18 protein-coding genes are annotated in these 19,292 nt (G+C 43.8%); 6 read left to right on the top strand and 12 right to left on the bottom strand.

Going from position 1 to position 19,292, the window contains the following annotated elements; translation table 11 throughout:
* Window positions 1-6: 6 nt before the first annotated feature.
* Window positions 7-279, bottom strand: coding sequence for a DNA polymerase III subunit epsilon (locus tag RGE70_RS15625; protein WP_310472364.1), 273 nt, complete (start codon window positions 277-279; stop codon window positions 7-9).
* A 244-nt stretch (window positions 280-523) separates the two neighbouring features.
* The gene (locus RGE70_RS15620; protein WP_310472363.1) at window positions 524-2,143 is read right to left on the bottom strand and encodes an NAD(P)/FAD-dependent oxidoreductase; all 1,620 of its coding nucleotides are present in this window, start codon (window positions 2,141-2,143) and stop codon (window positions 524-526) included.
* A gap of 373 nt (window positions 2,144-2,516) precedes the next feature.
* Between RGE70_RS15620 and RGE70_RS15615 the strand changes: the two genes are divergently transcribed.
* Together RGE70_RS15615 and RGE70_RS15610 are read left to right on the top strand one after the other, a co-directional pair.
* Window positions 2,517-3,572, top strand: coding sequence for a hypothetical protein (locus RGE70_RS15615; protein WP_310472362.1), 1,056 nt, complete (start codon window positions 2,517-2,519; stop codon window positions 3,570-3,572).
* Between the two features lie 20 nt (window positions 3,573-3,592).
* Window positions 3,593-4,681, top strand: a complete 1,089-nt coding sequence (locus RGE70_RS15610) for a hypothetical protein (protein WP_310472361.1) — start codon at window positions 3,593-3,595, stop codon at window positions 4,679-4,681.
* A 130-nt stretch (window positions 4,682-4,811) separates the two neighbouring features.
* Here RGE70_RS15610 and RGE70_RS15605 read toward each other — a convergent pair whose 3' ends face one another.
* The 4 genes from RGE70_RS15605 to RGE70_RS15590 all read right to left on the bottom strand — a co-directional run bounded on the left by RGE70_RS15605 (window position 4,812) and on the right by RGE70_RS15590 (window position 10,666).
* Window positions 4,812-6,440 (bottom strand): sigma 54-interacting transcriptional regulator, encoded by a 1,629-nt coding sequence (locus RGE70_RS15605; RefSeq protein WP_310472360.1) that lies wholly within the window; start codon window positions 6,438-6,440, stop codon window positions 4,812-4,814.
* A gap of 181 nt (window positions 6,441-6,621) precedes the next feature.
* Window positions 6,622-6,960, bottom strand: a complete 339-nt coding sequence (locus RGE70_RS15600) for a cytochrome c3 family protein (RefSeq protein WP_310472359.1) — start codon at window positions 6,958-6,960, stop codon at window positions 6,622-6,624.
* 255 nt (window positions 6,961-7,215) lie between these two features.
* Window positions 7,216-8,745: a flavocytochrome c gene (locus RGE70_RS15595; RefSeq protein ID WP_310472358.1), complete on the bottom strand. Its 1,530-nt coding sequence runs from the start codon at window positions 8,743-8,745 to the stop codon at window positions 7,216-7,218.
* 448 nt (window positions 8,746-9,193) lie between these two features.
* Window positions 9,194-10,666, bottom strand: a complete 1,473-nt coding sequence (locus RGE70_RS15590) for a mannan-binding protein (RefSeq protein WP_310472357.1) — start codon at window positions 10,664-10,666, stop codon at window positions 9,194-9,196.
* A 578-nt stretch (window positions 10,667-11,244) separates the two neighbouring features.
* Between RGE70_RS15590 and RGE70_RS15585 the strand changes: the two genes are divergently transcribed.
* The 4 genes from RGE70_RS15585 (at window position 11,245) to RGE70_RS15570 (ending at window position 15,449) form a co-directional block, all read left to right on the top strand.
* Window positions 11,245-13,566 carry a TonB-dependent receptor gene (locus tag RGE70_RS15585; RefSeq protein WP_310472356.1) on the top strand — a complete coding sequence of 774 codons (2,322 nt, stop codon included), beginning with the start codon at window positions 11,245-11,247 and terminating at the stop codon, window positions 13,564-13,566.
* Between the two features lie 14 nt (window positions 13,567-13,580).
* The gene (locus RGE70_RS15580) at window positions 13,581-14,261 is read left to right on the top strand and encodes a Fe2+-dependent dioxygenase (RefSeq protein WP_310472355.1); all 681 of its coding nucleotides are present in this window, start codon (window positions 13,581-13,583) and stop codon (window positions 14,259-14,261) included.
* A gap of 371 nt (window positions 14,262-14,632) precedes the next feature.
* Window positions 14,633-14,923, top strand: coding sequence for a DUF134 domain-containing protein (locus RGE70_RS15575; protein WP_310472354.1), 291 nt, complete (start codon window positions 14,633-14,635; stop codon window positions 14,921-14,923).
* A 10-nt stretch (window positions 14,924-14,933) separates the two neighbouring features.
* Entirely contained in the window at window positions 14,934-15,449 is a 516-nt protein-coding gene (locus RGE70_RS15570) for a NifB/NifX family molybdenum-iron cluster-binding protein (RefSeq protein ID WP_310472353.1), read from the top strand.
* A 92-nt stretch (window positions 15,450-15,541) separates the two neighbouring features.
* Here the strand turns inward: RGE70_RS15570 and RGE70_RS15565 are convergent, their stop codons facing one another.
* The 6 genes from RGE70_RS15565 to RGE70_RS15540 all read right to left on the bottom strand — a co-directional run bounded on the left by RGE70_RS15565 (window position 15,542) and on the right by RGE70_RS15540 (window position 19,099).
* Complete coding sequence (locus tag RGE70_RS15565; RefSeq protein ID WP_310472352.1) at window positions 15,542-16,540, bottom strand: permease; 999 nt, start codon at window positions 16,538-16,540, stop codon at window positions 15,542-15,544.
* A 4-nt stretch (window positions 16,541-16,544) separates the two neighbouring features.
* Window positions 16,545-17,237 carry an aromatic aminobenezylarsenical efflux permease ArsG family transporter gene (locus RGE70_RS15560; RefSeq protein WP_310472351.1) on the bottom strand — a complete coding sequence of 231 codons (693 nt, stop codon included), beginning with the start codon at window positions 17,235-17,237 and terminating at the stop codon, window positions 16,545-16,547.
* Window positions 17,230-17,754 (bottom strand): nitrophenyl compound nitroreductase subunit ArsF family protein, encoded by a 525-nt coding sequence (locus tag RGE70_RS15555; protein ID WP_310472350.1) that lies wholly within the window; start codon window positions 17,752-17,754, stop codon window positions 17,230-17,232. The genes RGE70_RS15560 and RGE70_RS15555 overlap by 8 nt, the downstream gene beginning before the upstream one ends.
* A gap of 55 nt (window positions 17,755-17,809) precedes the next feature.
* Window positions 17,810-18,055 (bottom strand): thioredoxin family protein, encoded by a 246-nt coding sequence (locus RGE70_RS15550; protein ID WP_310472349.1) that lies wholly within the window; start codon window positions 18,053-18,055, stop codon window positions 17,810-17,812.
* A gap of 67 nt (window positions 18,056-18,122) precedes the next feature.
* On the bottom strand, window positions 18,123-18,443 hold the full coding sequence (locus RGE70_RS15545) for an ArsR/SmtB family transcription factor (protein WP_310472348.1): 321 nt from the start codon (window positions 18,441-18,443) through the stop codon (window positions 18,123-18,125).
* 404 nt (window positions 18,444-18,847) lie between these two features.
* Complete coding sequence (locus RGE70_RS15540) at window positions 18,848-19,099, bottom strand: DUF2999 family protein (RefSeq protein WP_310472347.1); 252 nt, start codon at window positions 19,097-19,099, stop codon at window positions 18,848-18,850.
* Between the last annotated feature and the right edge of the window lie 193 nt (window positions 19,100-19,292).

The following is a 19,292-nucleotide window of genomic DNA, read 5'->3' as shown; positions in this document are numbered from 1 at the left end:
GCAGGTTTACTGCTCTGTAAATGCGGCCTGAATTCGTTCTAACTCTAATTGCTCTTTAAGTTCACGTTGTTGTTTTTCTTTAATCTTGGCCTCTTCTAATAACGCGGCTTGTCTTTCTTTTAGGCTGTGCTTTTCTGCTTTAGTCAAAAACTTAAAAGCTTTTTTGTTGGCAAGTGCGTAAGCAACTACGTCTTCGCCCTTTACTCTACGTTCATCTACTCGTTGTGAAAAACGTTCGTTGTCACGGGCTTTACGCTCTGCTGCATTTAGCTTGCTCATAATGGGCCTTAATAATTGGTGCGGCTAGGCTTAAAATACAGAAGCTAGCGTATAGAAAATCGAATACGTACATTTTAGCATAATATGTATTACAAGCCCCGTGCTATCTAGCTTGGCAGATTTAAAGCCGTGGCGTAGGATATTGCTGCCGGTAGGTAAGGTTACATATAAAAAGAGCAGCCGATTTACAGGGCTGCTCTGTTTATTGAGGGCGTTATCGACAATGCCACTTAATTGAGGCTAATTAGCTATTTTCAAACTCTTTAAGCATGTCGAGTGCGACAGCTTCAGCAATGCTAATTCCGTCAATACCGGCAGATAAAATACCACCCGCATAGCCGGCACCTTCGCCAGCAGGGTATAACCCTTTGGTGTTAACGCTTTGGTAATCGGCGCCGCGCTTAATTTGCACCGGTGAAGAGGTGCGTGTTTCAACGCCCGTTAGCATTGAATCTTTGTTGTCAAAACCACGGATTTTTTTACCAAATGCCGGTAATGCTTCACGAATGGCATCAATAGCATAAGCCGGTAGCGCATCGCTTAAGTCGGTCATTTTAACATTGGGTTTATACGATGGCTCAACGTTTTCAAACGGTTTGCCGGCACCCGCTGCCAAGAAGTCGCCAACCATTTGTGCTGGTGCGTCGTAATTACTGCCACCCATTACGTATGCGTTACGTTCAAGCTTACGTTGTAGGGCAACACCTTGTAGCGGATCGTTATCAAAATCGCTTGGGTTTATACCGACAACAATGGCGCTGTTGGCATTACGTTCACTGCGCGAGTATTGGCTCATTCCGTTAGTTACTACGGCATGCTCTTCAGACGTCGCCGCTACCACAACACCACCCGGACACATGCAGAAGCTGTAAACACTACGGCCATTTTTACAGTGGTGTACAAGTTTGTAATCTGCAGCCCCTAAAATTGGGTGGCCAGCGTTGCTGCCAAAACGATCTTTATCAATCATTGCTTGCTTGTGTTCAATACGGAAACCAATAGAAAACGACTGGGCTTGCATATATACGCCTTGGTCGTGCAGCATTTGGAAAGTGTCACGAGCACTGTGACCGATGGCGGCAATAACATATTTAGAGTTTAACACTTCGCCATTTCTTAAGGTGACACCAGTCACTTTACGGTCGCTGATATTGATCTGGTCAACACGGGTTTCAAAGCGTACTTCGCCGCCGAGACGAATAATTTCGCGGCGCATTTTTTCGACCATAGTGACTAATTTGTAAGTACCAATGTGGGGCTTGCTGACATAGATAATTTCGGCCGGAGCTCCCGCTGCCACAAACTCTTGTTTAACTTTTAAGCCTTTAAATCCAGGGTCTTTAACTTGACTATACAGCTTACCGTCACTGAAAGTGCCTGCGCCACCTTCACCAAATTGGACATTTGACTCGGTGTTTAGCTCGCTAGTACGCCAAAAGCGGAAGGTGTCTTTAGCACGTTCATGAACTGATTTACCACGCTCTAAAATGATGGGCTTGAAACCCATTTGCGCCAATATCAGGCCTACAAACAAGCCACATGGGCCCATACCAATAACAATCGGGCGCTCAGTTAGCCCGTCGGGGGCTTTAGTGACATATTTATAATCAGTATCGGGTGAGACGCGTACATTTTGGTCATCGGCAAATGATGCCAACAATGCGGGTTCGTCTACCTCAACCAAGGTGATGTCTAAGGTGTATATCAGCCAGATTTGGTTCTTTTTACGCGCATCATAGCCACGTTTAAACACATGAATGTCGACCAGCTGTTCTGCTGAGATAGACAGCTTTTGCAATACAAAATCTTGTAAGGCAGCTTCATCGTGGTCGAGAGGCAGTTTTACTTGGTTTAAACGGATCATGATTTACCTAAAAAGAGACTTAAAAAACAGCGCGTAGTTTACGTGATTTAGCGCTGAATTGAAATTAGCGATTAACGCTATACCGTGGCATAAGCTTAGCGATTGAAAATACGATCGATTTGATGCTTTAACCCAAACCACTTTAAGGTGCCGGATTGATCATATCGCCGCGCTAGTGGCTAAAGCTGGCACTACAAAGCTCGGTAAGCAAACTTGTTTATGTGTTATCGATAGGCGTAACTTTAACTATATGCCCATGTTTCATCTTGCATCTACTTGCGGTGCACTCAATTTTTAGCTTTGCTGTATTGCGCTAGTTTAGGGTTTGGTGATATTGTTTTTTATACAGTTAGTTACGCAAGGAGCGTTAGTTATGAATAAGCCAATGGTATTGGTGATACATGGAATGGGTACTCATAAACCGGGGGAAACTAAAAAGGCAATTGCCGATGGGCTTAATGAAGCGGCCAAAAATTTTGGTCTCGTCGATTTTGATATTAATAATGAAGTTGAGTTTTTTCAATTCAACTACTCTGATTATTTAGATGAAATTCGTCTTAAAGATGCAGAAAAAGCAGGTGAGCTGGTTAAGCACCTTAGTGTGTTGCAAGGGTTGGGGCTCGGAGAGCAAGCTGTGTCTGCCTTGACCAGCTTTTTTGCCGACTTTGACGAGGATGAGCAATTTTATACCCATTGGATGGATGTCATTTATTACGGATTAATGTATTGGGGAGAGAATATTCGCGTTGATCTTGCCAAGAAAATTAATGAGTTAATGCTTGAACGTGAATTAGGTAATAGAAAGCTGCATATTATCTCGCATAGTTTAGGCACCGCGGTGTTACATGACACATTGGCTAAATTGTTTCGTAAAGATGCTGACATTAGTGCAAAAGTACCTCAATTAGACGTAGACCGGTTTCAAATTGACTCAATTTGGATGGTTGCTAACGTCAGTCGGTTATTAAATTTACTCAATGATATTGCCGACCCTAACCATTCTGTTGTGACCTCTGATATTGGCGGTTGTACCGATTTACTGTTTAATGTGCGTAATGAGTTCGACCCTTTTACATGGTTTAAGCAATATAAACGCCCTATAGAAAATGGCGGACGACAGATTAAAGTGAACACGATTCGAGAGCTTAATACCCACGATTTACAGCAGTATATGGCGGCGCCAGATGTTGCGGATGCGCTATTTGCAAATCTACTTGATATACCCGCAATATCAGACACCCAATACCAGCAGGGGGTAGCGAAACATGCGTTAACAAGCATCAATTACAACTACGCGCAGCTCGAAGATGCAGTTAATGATTTATCTGACAATGACGAACCGCAAGATAAAGTGCAGGCGATTGTTTCGGTCGCTAAAGCCCTCAATTCGTTTCAAAAGACACTTAAGGAAATAGTGGACGAAGCGTAATAAGTTAAGGACGACAACCAATGAAAATTATTAATGTATTTGCTGTTGTAATTGCAGCGTGCTCACTGGGCGTAGCAGCAAGTGAGCAAGATAAAAAAACAGAAAGTAATGACCGCATAGTTTGTGAATACACCGATGCTGAGCTGAGCAATTTCCAGTCTAAATTCACGTCACTCCTAGAGTTATCAAGCAATGTTGGCCCGATGCTCTGTGAGCATGTTTTGCGAGTCACAGAGGATGAAACGGCCGCCTTTGAGGCAGTATTATTTGATTATGCTGCTTTAGCAAAAGAGGTGACTCAAACCACTTATCCTGAAACTGTTTTCCCTGGGATTAATCGCGTAACTGAGCTTTGGCAGCAACAACTTAGTCAATATTCAGTCAAACTAGATTACGTTAATCCAATCCGTTTTACATTTGAAGATGCAGGTCGCGGTAAGGGAGATGAGCAATACATATTACGTGCTAAGTTACCGCCACATGGTGCCAATAATCGCACTTGGTATCTGGGCGATGAAGAGGAAGCCGAATGTAAAAAAACGGCTTTTGATTTGAGCTGTCGGCAGGCTGCAGACAACTTAAATAGTGCAATCAAACCTGCCTTTGCGTTACTGAATGCTCAGCTGTTAAGAGATAACGGACAATTGCTTGCTGAGCTCCAAAGCGATTGGAAAGCTTATATAAAAGAAGCGCGCTACCAAACGCCCCTTGATGTTTGGTTAACAACGGCGCTGCAGTCAAATCACTTTCACGGAACAGATCTTGTTGGCCCGCCGCAGTGGCAAGCATTTATGTTGCGCCCCAGTCTGGTGTTTGAGCATATCGATGAACTGAAAGATGGCGATAAAGATGATGTCAGCCTCGCCGTCGAGTGGGCTGGTGTTAATTGGTGGAAAACGGGCATCGGTTTTTCGTTGACCAGTGTTTACCATGATCGAAAAGAGGTCGATGCCCTAGGGCATGGACTGACGATTCATATTAAAAATAAATACAGTATTGGTTATGTGCATCGCAGTGATAATAATGGCTCAATCTTTTTCAATATTGACTTATTAGAATGGCTTGGCGACAGCGAAGGCGTTTATCAGCAGTACAAAGGCTACTTTTAACGTTAATCACTAATCCATGATAGCCCGAAGTTTACCTTTGGCTATCATGACTGGTTGTTCAAACGGTACTGGGCAAGCCCCTGTTGCCTATGGTAAGAGGAGTATAAATAACGCTTATGCCTGGAGGTTGTTACATATCGTATTCTTTTAGCTTTCTATACAATGTTGCTAAGCTGATACCGAGTTTTTTGGCGGCTAGTGTTTTATTATTGTTTAGTGTGTCTAGTACCGAAATAATATAGTTTTTTTCAATTGTCATAAGCGGCTTTATTCCGTTGTCTACTGAGGCCTTACTTATATTTTTATGAAACTCTTCAGGCAAGTCTTCTGGCATGATTTGTGGGCCAGTACTGAGCACAACCGCGCGCTCAATCGTGTTAGCTAGTTGGCGTATATTACCCGGCCAATCATAGCTGAGCAGTAGATCTGCTGTTTTATAGTTAAAACTGGTGATTTTCCGTTGTAGCTTGATGTTAAAGTCTTCTAGGAAAAAACGCGCTAGCGGCAAAATATCTTCGTAGCGGTTTCTTAATGGCGGAATGGTGAGCTCGATGACATTGAGCCGGTAATAGAGATCTTGACGAAACTTTCCAGCTTTGACCGCGGCGGCTAAATCTATATTTGTGGCAGAAATAATGCGTACATCGACGTCTTTAACGCAATTATCACCGACTCGCCTGATCTGTTTCTCTTGAATAACACGCAGTAATTTAGCTTGCATTGCAAGGCTTATCTCACCAACTTCATCAAGGAAAATGGTGCCACCATTGGCGCTTTCAAATAGGCCGATTTTATTTGTTTCTGCGCCAGTAAATGCCCCTTTTACATGCCCAAATAACTCACTGTCTATGAGTGTTTCTGAGATGGCGGCACAGTTTACCGCTAATAAAGGGCGGTCACTTCTTTCGGAATGAGAGTAAATATAATTAACCAGCTTTTCTTTTCCCACCCCACTTTCACCAGTAATCAATACCGAAGTGGGAACTTTAGCAACGTTAATCGCCATTCCCAGCAACTTTTGCATGGCATAGCTATAGCACATTGGGTACCCAGAACGGCTGGCATGAGAGAGGCTGCTGCTATCAAAACCAGTATTGAAATTACGCGAAAAACAGTCATCAGTTTTTAATGTTTTTTGTATTTCTTGTTGAATGTTATCGTGTGATATTCCTTTGTAGAAAGGGAGGAATGGGCTGATTTCATCGCCCCATTGTTCGAGGTAGTTGCCAATAAAGTGGCAGTGGCAGTCACCTTTAGCTTGGCATTGGGTCTCTATAAAATAGACGGTACGTTGCTGCACATGTGAAGCGTAACCGCTGGCGAATCCAGCTTGCTCCCAACATACCACATCTTGAGATTGCCCTACCAAATATAGTTGCTGCTCTGCTTCGTAGGAGCTAATAAAATAGGTTTCAATGAGAGGCTCCCCTGACGTACCGTCGGTACGGTGGCTGCTGAGTACTTCGCCAAAGCCAAACATTGAGCAGAGCATGGGGCCAAGCTTCCCTTCGCTGGCTTCAGCCCAAACTTCGGGCATCTTTCGTTTGATTTGCTCTGCAACTAACCAACCTCGAATAAATGCGGTGCGTGTAATTAGGGTGCGGGCTGTATCAATGCCGACAATGCTTTGTACATTCTCTCTTAGTAGCCCATGTGAAAACATGTCAGATAAATAGGTTCTTCTGCCAAGAAAACTCATGGTGCCACCATTAGGCTTAAACTCGAGTAATTCGCGCAGATCTAATTGTGATGTCTTCATAGGCAACTAATCATAGAAGGTTATTGTTATGAGTCTAACATTGTCGTAGTGGCCTTTCTGTGATGCTGGACTTGATTAAAGTGGGTTTTAATCTCGCAATGTTAGGTGGACGCCGACAACAAAAGTGTGGCGTCTAAGTGGCTGGTAGATATAGTTAAAAGTAGATTGTTATCAACATTTGTTACGGGACTTTAAAGTCAAACTCGTGACAGCTATTGCAGAAGTTGTCCGATTCTTCATGTTCAGCATGGCAGTTGTCACACTCAAGTTCTGGGCCGTAATGTGGTGAATCGTGTTTATCTGGGGCACCATGATAGTCCTCTTTTTTCTCTGGGATATCATGGCAAGACTGGCATTGGTCCATTAAAACTTCTTCAAAAGGCTTTGTGATGTGACAATCGCTGCACTCTAGGCCGGCATTTTTATGATGAGGTTTCATGGTTTGTGCGTAAGCGATTGTGGGGCCAAAAACAATTAGAGACATTAAAAAAACAATCATGGTCATGCGGGTGTCAGCCATAGAGGGCTCCTAAATCAAGGCTGCGAATGTCATTTTGTACAGCCGCAACATTCATTGAGGCTAAATGTTGAGTGCTAAAAGTGAGCTTTAGCGCCAAATCTTTTCGCAACTATTGAAGGTTAACTCAATAATGAGATGCTTTATCAAACGTCGTCACTATTAAGTGCCAAAATTAATAGGTTGAATACTGGGTTTAGTTAATTTTGTAAGGTGATAAAAGTGGCTGCAATTGATGCCAGCCACTGCGAAAACGCGTTAAGCTTTGGCTGCATTCTGGCCGGCTATGCGTCCGAATACGAGGCAGTCAGGTACGGCAACTGTACCGAGTCGACAGGCACCGTGGGTACCGCCAGTTGCTTCACCACAAGCGAATAAGCCAGGAATGACATCGCGCGTTACCATGTTCATCACACGTGCTTTAGTATCAATTTCAACCCCACCCATTGTGTGATGGGCTTTAGGCCATAATCGAACTGCGTAGAACGGAGCCTTTTTAATCGCAACTTGTTTCATTGAGAATGGCTTGCCAAATTCAGGGTCGATATTTTTTTCAACGTAACTGTTATAGCGCTCAATTTGTGCCAGCAAGGCTTTAACCGGTATTTTATAGTGAGCTGCAAGTTCTTCGAAGGTATCAAAGGTAAGTACGACTTTACGCCCTAAGAGCTTATCCATTACATGTGAAGAATGTGATGCGCCTATAGAGTCACAAAATGCAATGCCGATGTCGCCGGTTTTAACAATTGCATCGGCGCGAACTTTACGGTCAGCAAGTTCGTTGACGAAACGCTCACCCGTTTTAGGGCTTACCATAATCCCGTGAGCAAAAGCTGAGTAGGTAGCAAATAGGGGAGCCATACCAAACCCTTTTTCTTCAGGAGATGTCCATGGACCTAGTTGCACCCAAGAAAGCTGTACTGGGTTTGCACCAATGCGTACCATCTCCTTTAAACATTCAGCGGTTGCACCACTGTGGTTTGTAGAGCGAAGTTTTTCGTCTAATCTTGGATCTTGGCTTGAGCGGTAATTAACATCAGCAGCAAACCCGCCGTTAGCCATTACTACGCCTTTTTTAGCTTTGATGAATTTTGTTTTTGTAGAGGTTTCTTTACCTGGTTTAAAGCGTGTAATGACCTCTAGTCCAACAATGCGACCTTGCTCGTCATTGATTAATTTTTTAACATATACTTTTGTTTTTACATGAATGTCTAGTTCTTTTGCTTTTGCTAGCATTGGGAGAATAATGCCTGAACCTGATTGGTTTTGAGTGGTAAGGCTACGAGGGATTGAATGCCCACCAAATTGTGTGATTTTGTCTTTAAACTTCACTCCGAGGTAATTCTTGCACCATTCGTAAGCTTCGTTAGTGCGTTCTGCAACTATTCGGGCTTGGAGAGGGTAGTTAAGACCTAGACCGGCTTTTAACATATCTCCCATCATGGCATCAACTGAGTCGGTTATTCCTCTAGCTTTTTGCACGTCACTGCCGACTACGGCAATACAGCCACCATTGATTGTAGAGTTTCCGCCAGGAACTGGCATTTTTTCGAGCACCACCGTTGACGCGTTAGCGTTTTTCGCTTCAATCGCTGCAGAGAGTCCAGCAAAGCCACTACCTACAACGACCACATCATAAGTTTCGTCCCACTTTTCTGGCAATGTAGAACAGGTTGCTGCTGTTGCTGATGATATCCCTGCTAGTGATAGACCTGTCGCAGCGGTAGCAGCACCGCCAGCTTTTAAAAAGTCACGTCTGGATAGATTGTTTTTAATATTATTACTCATCATATTCCCTTAATCATATTGATATTTGGTTAAATCTTAATGGTGGGTATCGCGTTGATGTAGACAATAAAGCATAGGCTGTGCCAGTATTCGTCATTGGTTTCAAGGTGCTGAATTTAAAAGTTTTATTGGTTTTGTTGCGGTTGGTCATTCTTGAGGAGATGATTGTTCTGAGAAGGGGCTTCTCATTTTAATATGTAGTGGGAATAACTTATAAATGATCGGGATCACTTATTGTTGTTGAGTGACTGCAACTTGATTTTTAAATCAATTCTAGTTGTGTTGCCTGGTGTAGTTATGGCAGCGAAGGCGTTTATCAGCAGTACAAAGGCTACTTTTAACGTTAATGATTAGCGCCACTAACCTTGACTAAAGTAAGGTTAGTGGCTTTTTGTCGCTAAACCAGACAGTTAGGTTTGATAACTAAGCCTAGCCATTGAACCAGAGCTTATTTTGTACAGCAACCACATACTGTTTTAGGTAATTGTGCGCCGGTTCTGGCATCTTGATTGGTCCATTGTCCATTCCACTTTTTGTCTGGTGAGGAGTCAGTACAAGTCGATGGGCAGGTAGATTTTGCTTGTGCCTGACTATTGATGATATTAACCGCAGGTACATCGACACACTGATTACCCACGGCGATATCGTCGAAGATATGGCTCAGGTTATTTGATGTTGTATTACTGGTGCCACTGTCGGTACCTGCATAGTTATGACAACCAAAACAGTTAGAGATAAACGGTGAGCTGAGATCTACATCTTGATATTCCGTCTCAGCCACCGTGTTGGCTAACCGTAATGAGCCTCGTTGATTGTCGATGCTTGAACCCTTTTTAATATCGCTAACCCAAAGAGCACCCACGTTAAAGTAGTTTTTCAGTACGGCAAACTGACCGGTTAAAAACGGTTGTACATTGTCATTAAGCGAGGTTATCGAGCCTACGTTATCGTCATATTTCAAGTCGCCTTTCGCTGAACCGTATGGGTGCACGCGGCAGATTTCTGTCGGCTCGCCGGTAATTTTAGTTTGTGCGGTAGGGTTGTTAAAGTCACAGTCTGTCTTGCCTGCTTTTAAACTCGCAGTACAGCTTTCGCTGGCAAAAGACCAGCCGGTAGTTGTCTGTGGCAGTGTGCAGTCAGGCGCGTTGACTTGATGCTCAAAAGTGGCCCAAACAAATTCTGGGTGATCTGGAGTCGCGACGGCGAGGTGAAACCCGACCAAGCCAAGTAACGTTTTATTGGGGTTAACCTCATCCGGTTTGACTGGAGTAATGTTGGCTTCCATGGTGATAAAGTCGTTGGGGTTATCATTGGCCCCCATAACTTTCCAGGCAGTTTTAAGCTCCGTAGTGCCTCCTGGAAAATTATCTTGTTGTTTTATTTTATCGACCTGGCACATATTTTTACTAAAGCGCACATCGTAATAAACTACGTTTTTATTTTGATCGTAGATCGTTGCACCGCCACCGGCTTGGCCAATACGTTCAGGTATGGTGAAGGTGGTGCCATTTTCTTGTGGTTTTGCCGAGCGAATAAACAGCATGTGAGCATTGGGTTTGTCGTCACAGGAGTTAGCTGGGCTACCATCGGTGTTGACTTCTAGAACACTAAATTGGCTGCTGTCTTGAAAGTTAAGTACTGCAGGTTGGGTGGTTGATTTTGCCATTAAGTAAGCAAATGTCTGCCAAGAAAACTGGTAAAAGTCACAAAATGAACTGTCTCCGGGCCCATTACTTTGTTTTACCTCGCTGGGCAGGCTAGGTGAAGTAAACCAGCTTGAGTCTGCACTACATTCATATGACACCATGGGGGATGTGTTAGGTTTTTTTGTTGGAGCGGCATGCGCAAAGCTGGTGGCGACGACAGTCAGTAGCAACCCACAGATGCCTGATTTAAATGTCCTTATTTTTGCGGTACTCATACTTATATTCCTTTATTCGTATTGACGATAACTCTTAACTTAGCCACTCCAAATCACGATTAGCCTCCTGAAACTATTGTGCTGACAAATCATGTTCGACATAGTAAACACAAGGTTGAAATATTGTTGCAGCTAAAGTGGTTTTACAAAATTGATAGTAACTGCTTGTGTTGGTTAAAGGGCGTTCGCTGGTGAGATTCATTCCTTTTACTGACAATTTAAATCGTATTTAGCGTTACTAATCCTGCTTAGTGATGAGTTATTGCCGTTGGTAAGGTTGTACTTTTTGTCTGCGATGGTTGATTTTTAAACTCTGACATATGATTAACCATACAAAAAACAAGGTTAAATATGTCTATTAATTAACTGTTTAGGTGTTTTTTTTGTAAAGGTTGAAAAATATTTTCCGAGTTTATTTGGCTATAAACGCTGCTATGGCGGGGTTAAACCAAACTAGTGGTTCTTACTTATGTAATATTAATGTAAATAATAACTATTTTCATTCGCTTTAAATGTAATTTTATTGTTAGAATCTGCGGCATCGCTTTCAAAGTATTAACAATAAGGTCTATTTAAAGATGAAATCTCGCTATCAAACTCCGATATCTTTAGGCGCAAAAGCGGTTGCCACTGCGTTATTTTTTAGTAGCACACCTCTGTATGCCGCCGATAAAAAAACTGAAACCTGTGACAAAGGTGAGAATATTGAGTGTAAGGCTGATAAGTCAAAAGAAGCTATTGAGCGCATTGAAGTGCATGGGGTTAAAAGCTCAGTTTATTTTTACGACACCTCAGGTGATAAACGCCGAGTAGCAGATCTTGTTGATACCCCGCAAGTGATTACGGTATTAACGCAAGATCAAATTCAAGAGTCAGGTAAAACAGATTTAAGAGACATTTTATCTGCGCAGGCGGGTGTAACGTTGGGTACGGGTGAAAACGGTAATGCTTTTGGTGACCGCTATATTATTCGCGGTCACGAAGCGCGTAGTGATGTTTTTGTTGATGGACTGCGTGATCCTGGTATGACGACTCGCGAAAGCTTTGCCACTGAGCAAGTTGAAATAACCAAAGGTCCTAGTTCAACGTTTGCCGGCCGGGGTTCATCGGGTGGTGCGGTTAACAGTGTGACCAAAAAAGCGTCAACGGCATACAACTTTGGTCGTGTTGATGCCGGTATCGGTACCGACGAGTTTAAGCGTCTTACCTTAGATTATAACTTTCCGATTGCTGAAGATGTCGCGGTGCGAGTCAATGCTCTTATCGCAGATAAAGACAAGCCGGGCCGTGAAGGCATAAGTGAAGAAAGAACTGGCGCGCAGTTATCGGTGGTGTATGAGCCTTCTGACGAGCTATCTTTTATTGCTGATGGCTACTATTTAGAAGCAACCGATGTGAGCGACTTAGGTAGCTATTTTGACCGCGAAGCCCGCAAACCGGTAGAAGATGTTCCAGTTTATGCACAAGAATCTGATTTTTTAAGTTCAGACGTGAGCACCTTTACTCTGCGTACAGAGTATGAAATTGCCGATAACTTAACGCTATATAATGCTACTCGCGTGGGTCGTACTGAAAATGGCTATATTGCAACAGGTTTAAGTGCTACTACTCGAGCCGATACCGACCCCATCGCGCCGGGGGCTGATACACAAACACTTAGTACACACCAAGGCCGCCAAGATGTTGAATACTGGAGCACCCAGTTCAACCTATTCTGGAACGCTGACATTCTAGGCATGGGGCATAAGTGGGTATTTGGTGTTGAATACACAGAGCAAACGGTTGATAACGGTGTTTATGACATCGTTAATAATAATGAAACCAACTGTTTAGTTAGCGGTCGTCGTGGTGTATCTGGCGGTTACTGTATTCTTGATGGTAACGGAAATGAAGTCGACAATATCGGTCAATTAATGGGCCGTACCTACACCGAAGGTCAATCTGACGCGTTATACGACATCAATACTACCTCTGCTTATATTATGGATACAGTAGCGTTAACTGATGACTTAGAACTGTTTTTTGGGGTTAGGCAAGACAGTTTTGATTACAGCAATGATACCTCTGGTCGAAGTGGTGATTTGTTATACGCCTATTCAGATGATATGTATAATGGCCATGCTGGCTTAGTTTATGACCTCACTGAAGCGGGTAATATTTACGCCAGCTACAGCACCGCAACCAATATTAATGGTGGCGAGTCAGATTTGGGAGCTAACTGTGGTTATGGTGGCCTTTGTGGTACACCAGAACAAGCTAGTGCCGCTGACCCAGAGATTGTTGAAAATATTGAACTGGGTACTAAATGGATGCTATTTGATGAGAGCGTCATGTTCTCAGCGTCTGTTTTCCAGATCACCAAAGATGACGTAATGGAAAGTGTTGGCGACAGTTACTCTACACTCGGTAGCCTTAATACCGGTAAAAACCGGGTTCAAGGTATTGAAATTGGTATGGTCGGTAACATTACTGACGCCTTGAGCATTCAGCTTTCAGCATCGTTAATGGATTCTGAAGTACTGGCTTCGTTTGAAGAAGACAACGTTGGGCTAGCCCTAAGTAACTTTGCAGATGAAAGTGCTTACTTACAATTGCGTTATGAGATTAACGACACGTTTGTGATTGGTGGTAGCTATACCTACCAAGGCGAAATGTACGGTGGTCAGCCAGATTCAGCCGCGGGTTATGACGCCGACACGGGTCTATACAGCATCGTTGTGCCAGACTACCAAGTGGTAAGTTTGTTTGCCAACTATAACGCAACTGAGGCATTAACTTTCCGTCTTAACGTCGGTAACCTATTAGATGAAGAATACTGGACTGCGGCATACCGTTCAGGTTCGTTCATGTACTTAGGTAGTGCACGCAACGCAAACTTAACAGCAACTTATGAGTTTTAATTAAAGGTATTATCATGATTGTTATTGAAAAAATCTTATCCGATGAAGACGTGAGCTTGTTTAGGCAGCAGTTAGCTGACGTCCCTTGGATAGATGGCCGACAAACTGCGATGGGAATGGCAGCGTCGGTTAAAAATAACAATCAAGCTGATGCAAGTCATGATGTTGTGCGCCAGCTGGCTAACAAGCTGTTGGCGCAAATCGGCAATACTCCTAAGGTTGTTTCGGCGGCCTTACCTCATAAAATATTCCCACCGTGTTTTAACCGCTATTCAGAGTCGGAAGAGTACGGTTACCACGTTGACGCCGCGGTAATGCGCATTCCAGATTCAAATGACGTGCTCAGAAGTGACATGTCGATGACGACCTTTTTAAGTGAGCCTGATGAGTACGCCGGTGGTGAGTTAATTATTTCGACTGAATTTGGCGAGCAGCAAATTAAATTGCCTGCAGGTTATGCGGTGCTGTACCCCTCAAGTAGCTTACATAAGGTTACCGCTGTTACTCGTGGTGAGCGTGTCGCGGCAATCACTTGGATGCAAAGTATGGTCGCCGATACTAGTTTGCGTCAAAACTTGTATCAGTTAGATCAAACGATTCAACGCCTGATTAAGCAAGGTAATACCGAACGTAAAGAGTTAGATGAGCTACACAATGTTTATCATAATCTTATCCGCCAATTTACCCAGTTGTAATACCTAGCACTCGGCTGGTAACTTAGCCCCAATAATGCAAACGCATTAAATGTTAGCCAGCTTATTTGCCACTATATGGTGTTCGTCAATTACTGGGGCAATTCTAATCACAGCGGTGCCAGTTGATCCCCAATAGCCGGGTTACTGATCGGTTAAATCTTCCATTTTTGCCTGTGCGCTAGATACAAAACTAGCTCTATTTGAGGCGGCCAGCCAAGTTTGTTTCAGCAAGCACGAATATTAACCACTGTGAACCACACCACAGTTTGCTATTTAGTACCTACCATATGATGTAGTTATTGGCGTACGCCATAAACTAACAGCACGTAAATACTTGTTGCTTACACTCTTATCCGTTGATTAGGCCAATAATGTCAAGACCCAAAAAGTGCCGCCACTTATCCTGTTGTGCGCCCTACAGTATGTTTAAACCTAATGGGGTTCCGTCAGTCACGCTAGATAAAATTCAGCTCGATGCCGATGAATTTGAAGCGTTGAGTTTAGGGGACGTTAACAAGCTAAGTCAGATTGAGGCGGCTGCATTAATGGGGATCTCGCGGCAAACATTTGGATACTTACTAGCAAGTGCTCGCAAAAAGGTCGCCACGGCGATTACCCAAGGTCATGCGCTTGTGCTGCCATTATCGACGAACAGCAAATAAAGGATGTTTTATGATTATTGCTATGCCAATGAGTCGCGGTCGACTTGCCAGCCACTTTACTAAAGCGCAGCGTATTGGCTTTTTCAACGAGTACCACCAGTTGGTCACCAGTTTTGACAACCCTGCGGTTGCGGGCGGTTGCCGAGCCAAAAAGGCAATGTTGGATCTGCTCAAGCAGCAAAAAACCGATATTGTGATTGTGCAACATATTGGCCAGCGCATGTTAGGTAAGCTACTTAGCGCCGGTATGAGTGTTAGCCAAGGTGATAGCAAATTTGATACAGAGCAACTGCTAAATAACAGTCGCGATTTAAGCCTTAGGTTGCTTGATGCATCGGCGGGTAGGGAGTCACTCAACCACCTTAAAAAAGGAGGCTGTTGTGGTGGCAAAAGTGGTGGCTGTGGTTGTAGCGGTCAAGCTACAGCAGTGAAACCGTTATTGGCCTCGCCTCAGCGAGTCAGTAACACTGTAAGTGACTTACAAGCTACAAAAGTTAAGTTCGCAGGTTTTAGAGCGGTAACCTAATTAACCTGCTCGGGCATTAACGGTAACCCTTGAGAGTGGCAATGTAATGGCTCCAGTTAACGCGGCAGCCATTACAGTATCAAAAATGTGCTTTACACTAGGTTTAACACCCAGCCCATAATAGTAAATGAGACTAACAACAGCACAAATAACAGAGCCAGCAATTTCCACTGCATCACTTGCTTTAGCATAACAAATTCAGGGAAACTCGCCGCTACCGTGCTCATGCAAAATGCTAGTACAGTCCCAAGGGGTACGCCTTGCAGCAGTAAACTTTCTAGCACTGGAATAACGCCCGTTGCATTGGCGTAGAGCGGAATCCCCAATAGAACTGCTAACGGAACCGTCCACCATTGCCCATCACCTAAGTTGGTCTCTAACCACCCAGCAGGCACAAATCCATGCAACGCCGCGCCTAACGCAACACCTATGATTACCCATTTCCATACTCGACCAAATATTTCAACGGTTTCAGACTTAGCAAATTGATGGCGTTGCTGCCAACCTATGCTTGCCGATTTAGTTGTCGCTGGTGGTGTAAGCGCTGGGTTGCTAACTGATTGTTGTTGACCCATGGCATAAGCTTTAGCGGCTAAGGGTTGCAACCAGCGTTCAGCCTTTAACAAGTCGAGTAACGCGCCGCCGAACATGCCAATGGCGACACCCGTGACCACATATATTAAAGTGACCTTTAGCCCTAACAGGCTAAATAACAATAAAATGGCGACTTCATTGATGAGCGGAGAGGTCAGTAAAAACGCCATGGTAATGCCGATAGGGATCCCCGCAGAGGTAAACCCAAGAAATACCGGAATACTGGAACAGGAACAAAACGGGGTAATAGCGCCAAATCCCGACCCTAATCCGTAACCCATTATTTTGGGTTTACCAGCTAAATAGCCACGTACTCGTTCGACATTTAACGATGCTCGAAGCCAACCAATGGCGTAAATCATCACGATAAGTAAGATAAATATCTTACTGGTGTCTTCTACAAAGAAGTGCACCGCTTGCCCCGCTTGGGTTTGGCTAGACAAGCCCAACAGGTCGTAAACCAGCCAATCGGCAAATACTGAAAACCAAGCTAACATTGAATTACCTCACTAATGGCAATAAATAACACCAGCAATAATAGCTACCTGCAGCGATAAAAATACCACCAGATAAATACCTAGCCACTTGTTCTACAAAGGTCATTTGCTTAAATAAAGTGGCAATTTTTACGGTGCCAAGTTGCAGCAATAACGCGATAATAATGACCGGCATAGCAGTGCCAATGCCATAGGCTGCAGGTACCCAAAAGCTTGACTGCTGTGCAACCGCAATGGGCAGCAATGACGCAAAAAATAACGCAGCAGATGTTGGACAAAAAGACAAAGCAAATATGCCGCCTAAGGCAAATGCTCCTAATAGCCCTTGCTGGGATAAACGTTGCTGCAGGCTATTAGAAATCGACCAGTTAGTGCTAGGTAGAGTGACCCATCCCAGTAAACAGGCACCAACGACCAGCATGACTGGGCCGAGGATCATGTTCATTTGGCTTTGTAAAAAACTGGCAATACTCGGTGCCGACATCGCAGTATGCAACAGCAATATGGCAAGGCAGATATAGCTCAACATTCGGCCTGCGCTGTAGGAAGCTCCCATCCAAAATGATCTTGAAGAGCGGTCAACTTGCTTGCTCAGGTACGATACTGCAGCAATATTTGATGCCAAGGGGCATGGTGAAATTGACGTTAACACGCCAAACCACAGTGCACTGGTTAAAATCAGTATCCATTCAGCCATGTGCGGCGCTCTCAGTGTTAACGTTAAACTGACTAGCCGTGGCGGCAGACTCCTGTGTGAAAGAGTGTATTTGCTCATAGATGTAGTCATTAAAAGCTTGATGCTTTTTAACTAATTCCCAGACTCTGTCGAGGCGACGGTATTGCGCTGGTTCGCCGTCTTGCTCAATCTGAATCACCACCGAGCGGCTAGTTAGCTGAAAGTCTTGAATGAAATGGACATTTTCAGCGGTTTCCAAATTAATGATATTAAGCTTGATTTGCCCTTGGGTCATCTGCTCGCTATAGGCTTGCTCTAGCGCTTCTACCGTGTATTTTTCGATGCGCTTGCAAGTGTTGCAGCGCGCGTTACCATGAAAGTAATACACGTTAAGTACTTGGTTTTCATTAAGCTCAAAAGCAGAGGCGTTATAAGTGATGGCTTTAGGTGCTGCGTGACTATTGAGTAACACCAAGCTTAAGCTTGCCAATACTGCCAACAGCAGTAACCATTTAGTTATGTTTGATTGCGCATTCATAGAAAATTCCTTCTTCTGTTGCAGGGGCAAGTATTCCTGCTGAAAAACTACCGGATTAAGCGTGACGGGTTTGGCTGAGCAGCTGCTCAATTTCGGTGTGAGATGGCACTGTGCCGGCGGTGATCACCTTGCCGTTAATCACTATTGCGGGAGTTGACATCACGCCATACTCTAAAATTGCGCCCATGTCTGAGACTTTTTCAATTTCAAAATCAATGGCTAAACGCTTAGCCACAGTTTCTACATCGGTCGCTAAGTTAGTGCATTTTTTACAGCCGCTACCCAATATTTCAATTTTCATGATACTTCCTTCATTGGTTTGTTTTAACAGGTGATGCGTTGGTGTATGGAGCCGCTACTGAGTATCGCTAGTCGATAAGTGCGGCGTGCGCTTTGGCATTTTTCTCTATTACGGCCTCGACACAGCTGAACATTTTTAACAGGCAGGGCGTTTCAAGCCGGTAGTAAATCTGTTTTCCGTCGCGGCGACTACTAACAATACCGGCATTTTTTAATACTGATAAATGTTTAGAAATAGTTGAAATATCGGCGTTTACACCATCGGTTAGGTCGCAGACACAGTGCTCTTGCTGCTGTAATTGCTCAAGTAGCCATAACCGAGTTGGGTGTGCTAACGCCTTTAATACTGCAGCGCGAGCGGTTAGCTTGAGTTGTTCTTGTTCGGTCATTTGAACCTCCAGGCCGCGAATGTGTGGTTTGACTCTCGGCGACGTTTAATGTTTTGTTATTTGGTAAAATGGCCAAATGTCATTTGAAGATCAAGTTTTATATGCAAATTTGGCAGAACATAGTGTGATTTTGTGACGCAGTGAACATTTATCCGCCAATGACTAACGTGTATTAGCGTGAGATTAATAATGTGGAGTGGTCAAGCAGCAATGGTAAAAGTGGATGTTAACTTACGTTTTATTGAGGGAGCTTAGTTATGCGTAGCGTAGGCTTAATTGTTAGCTGCTTAGCGTAAAACGTGAGGGAGCAGGTATTTAATTGTAAGCCATACTCCACTCACATTGTTAGCCTGATACATGCAGCGCATTGAGCTGAGTATCAAGCCTCAATATCGCCGTAGTGATTAAGGCTTTAACTGCGCTTTAGCGGCTTCAACTTTCGAGAAATCTAGACCAAGCTCATCAACGGCTTCTTTGATCAAAGCTGGGTTTTGCATGACAAGCCCCATTAGCTGTTGTAATTTTTCTGGTGGGATCCCTAATTGAGTAATCACACCCATTGCGGCAAGTGGGTTTTCTGTCAACGTTTGGAACAGCTCTTTAACTTGAGCGTCATCAATGTTGTGCTCTTTTAAGATCGCAAGTATAGGGTTCATAGCGCTACCTTGTGTAGTTGTTAAATAAAATAGGCGTGGATTCTACCATTCATCGTGGATGATGCGCGGCTTTAGCTAAATAAAATTGTTTAGTATGTTGGCTTATGCATAATGGCTGACAAATATTAGAGTACTTTCCTCGGTTTTATTTTAGATCATCATGGCTGGGTAATTCATTGTATTATCTTTGAGT

The organism is Shewanella youngdeokensis, assembly GCF_033180165.1.
Classification (GTDB): Bacteria; Pseudomonadota; Gammaproteobacteria; order Enterobacterales; family Shewanellaceae; genus Shewanella; species Shewanella youngdeokensis.
Note: the sequence above shows the minus strand (reverse complement) of the source record. Positions and strands in the feature narration are given on the sequence as shown.

What these genes read in the sequence shown, in the direction of transcription:
- RGE70_RS15625 (WP_310472364.1), bottom strand. Translation starts at nt 279, where the DNA reads ATGAGCAAGCTAAATGCAGCAGAGCGTAAAGCCCGTGACAACGAACGT.
- RGE70_RS15620 (WP_310472363.1), bottom strand. Translation starts at nt 2,143, where the DNA reads ATGATCCGTTTAAACCAAGTAAAACTGCCTCTCGACCACGATGAAGCT.
- RGE70_RS15615 (WP_310472362.1), top strand. Translation starts at nt 2,517, where the DNA reads ATGAATAAGCCAATGGTATTGGTGATACATGGAATGGGTACTCATAAA.
- RGE70_RS15610 (WP_310472361.1), top strand. Translation starts at nt 3,593, where the DNA reads ATGAAAATTATTAATGTATTTGCTGTTGTAATTGCAGCGTGCTCACTG.
- RGE70_RS15605 (WP_310472360.1), bottom strand. Translation starts at nt 6,440, where the DNA reads ATGAAGACATCACAATTAGATCTGCGCGAATTACTCGAGTTTAAGCCT.
- RGE70_RS15600 (WP_310472359.1), bottom strand. Translation starts at nt 6,960, where the DNA reads ATGGCTGACACCCGCATGACCATGATTGTTTTTTTAATGTCTCTAATT.
- RGE70_RS15595 (WP_310472358.1), bottom strand. Translation starts at nt 8,745, where the DNA reads ATGAGTAATAATATTAAAAACAATCTATCCAGACGTGACTTTTTAAAA.
- RGE70_RS15590 (WP_310472357.1), bottom strand. Translation starts at nt 10,666, where the DNA reads ATGAGTACCGCAAAAATAAGGACATTTAAATCAGGCATCTGTGGGTTG.
- RGE70_RS15585 (WP_310472356.1), top strand. Translation starts at nt 11,245, where the DNA reads ATGAAATCTCGCTATCAAACTCCGATATCTTTAGGCGCAAAAGCGGTT.
- RGE70_RS15580 (WP_310472355.1), top strand. Translation starts at nt 13,581, where the DNA reads ATGATTGTTATTGAAAAAATCTTATCCGATGAAGACGTGAGCTTGTTT.
- RGE70_RS15575 (WP_310472354.1), top strand. Translation starts at nt 14,633, where the DNA reads ATGTCAAGACCCAAAAAGTGCCGCCACTTATCCTGTTGTGCGCCCTAC.
- RGE70_RS15570 (WP_310472353.1), top strand. Translation starts at nt 14,934, where the DNA reads ATGATTATTGCTATGCCAATGAGTCGCGGTCGACTTGCCAGCCACTTT.
- RGE70_RS15565 (WP_310472352.1), bottom strand. Translation starts at nt 16,540, where the DNA reads ATGTTAGCTTGGTTTTCAGTATTTGCCGATTGGCTGGTTTACGACCTG.
- RGE70_RS15560 (WP_310472351.1), bottom strand. Translation starts at nt 17,237, where the DNA reads ATGGCTGAATGGATACTGATTTTAACCAGTGCACTGTGGTTTGGCGTG.
- RGE70_RS15555 (WP_310472350.1), bottom strand. Translation starts at nt 17,754, where the DNA reads ATGAATGCGCAATCAAACATAACTAAATGGTTACTGCTGTTGGCAGTA.
- RGE70_RS15550 (WP_310472349.1), bottom strand. Translation starts at nt 18,055, where the DNA reads ATGAAAATTGAAATATTGGGTAGCGGCTGTAAAAAATGCACTAACTTA.
- RGE70_RS15545 (WP_310472348.1), bottom strand. Translation starts at nt 18,443, where the DNA reads ATGACCGAACAAGAACAACTCAAGCTAACCGCTCGCGCTGCAGTATTA.
- RGE70_RS15540 (WP_310472347.1), bottom strand. Translation starts at nt 19,099, where the DNA reads ATGAACCCTATACTTGCGATCTTAAAAGAGCACAACATTGATGACGCT.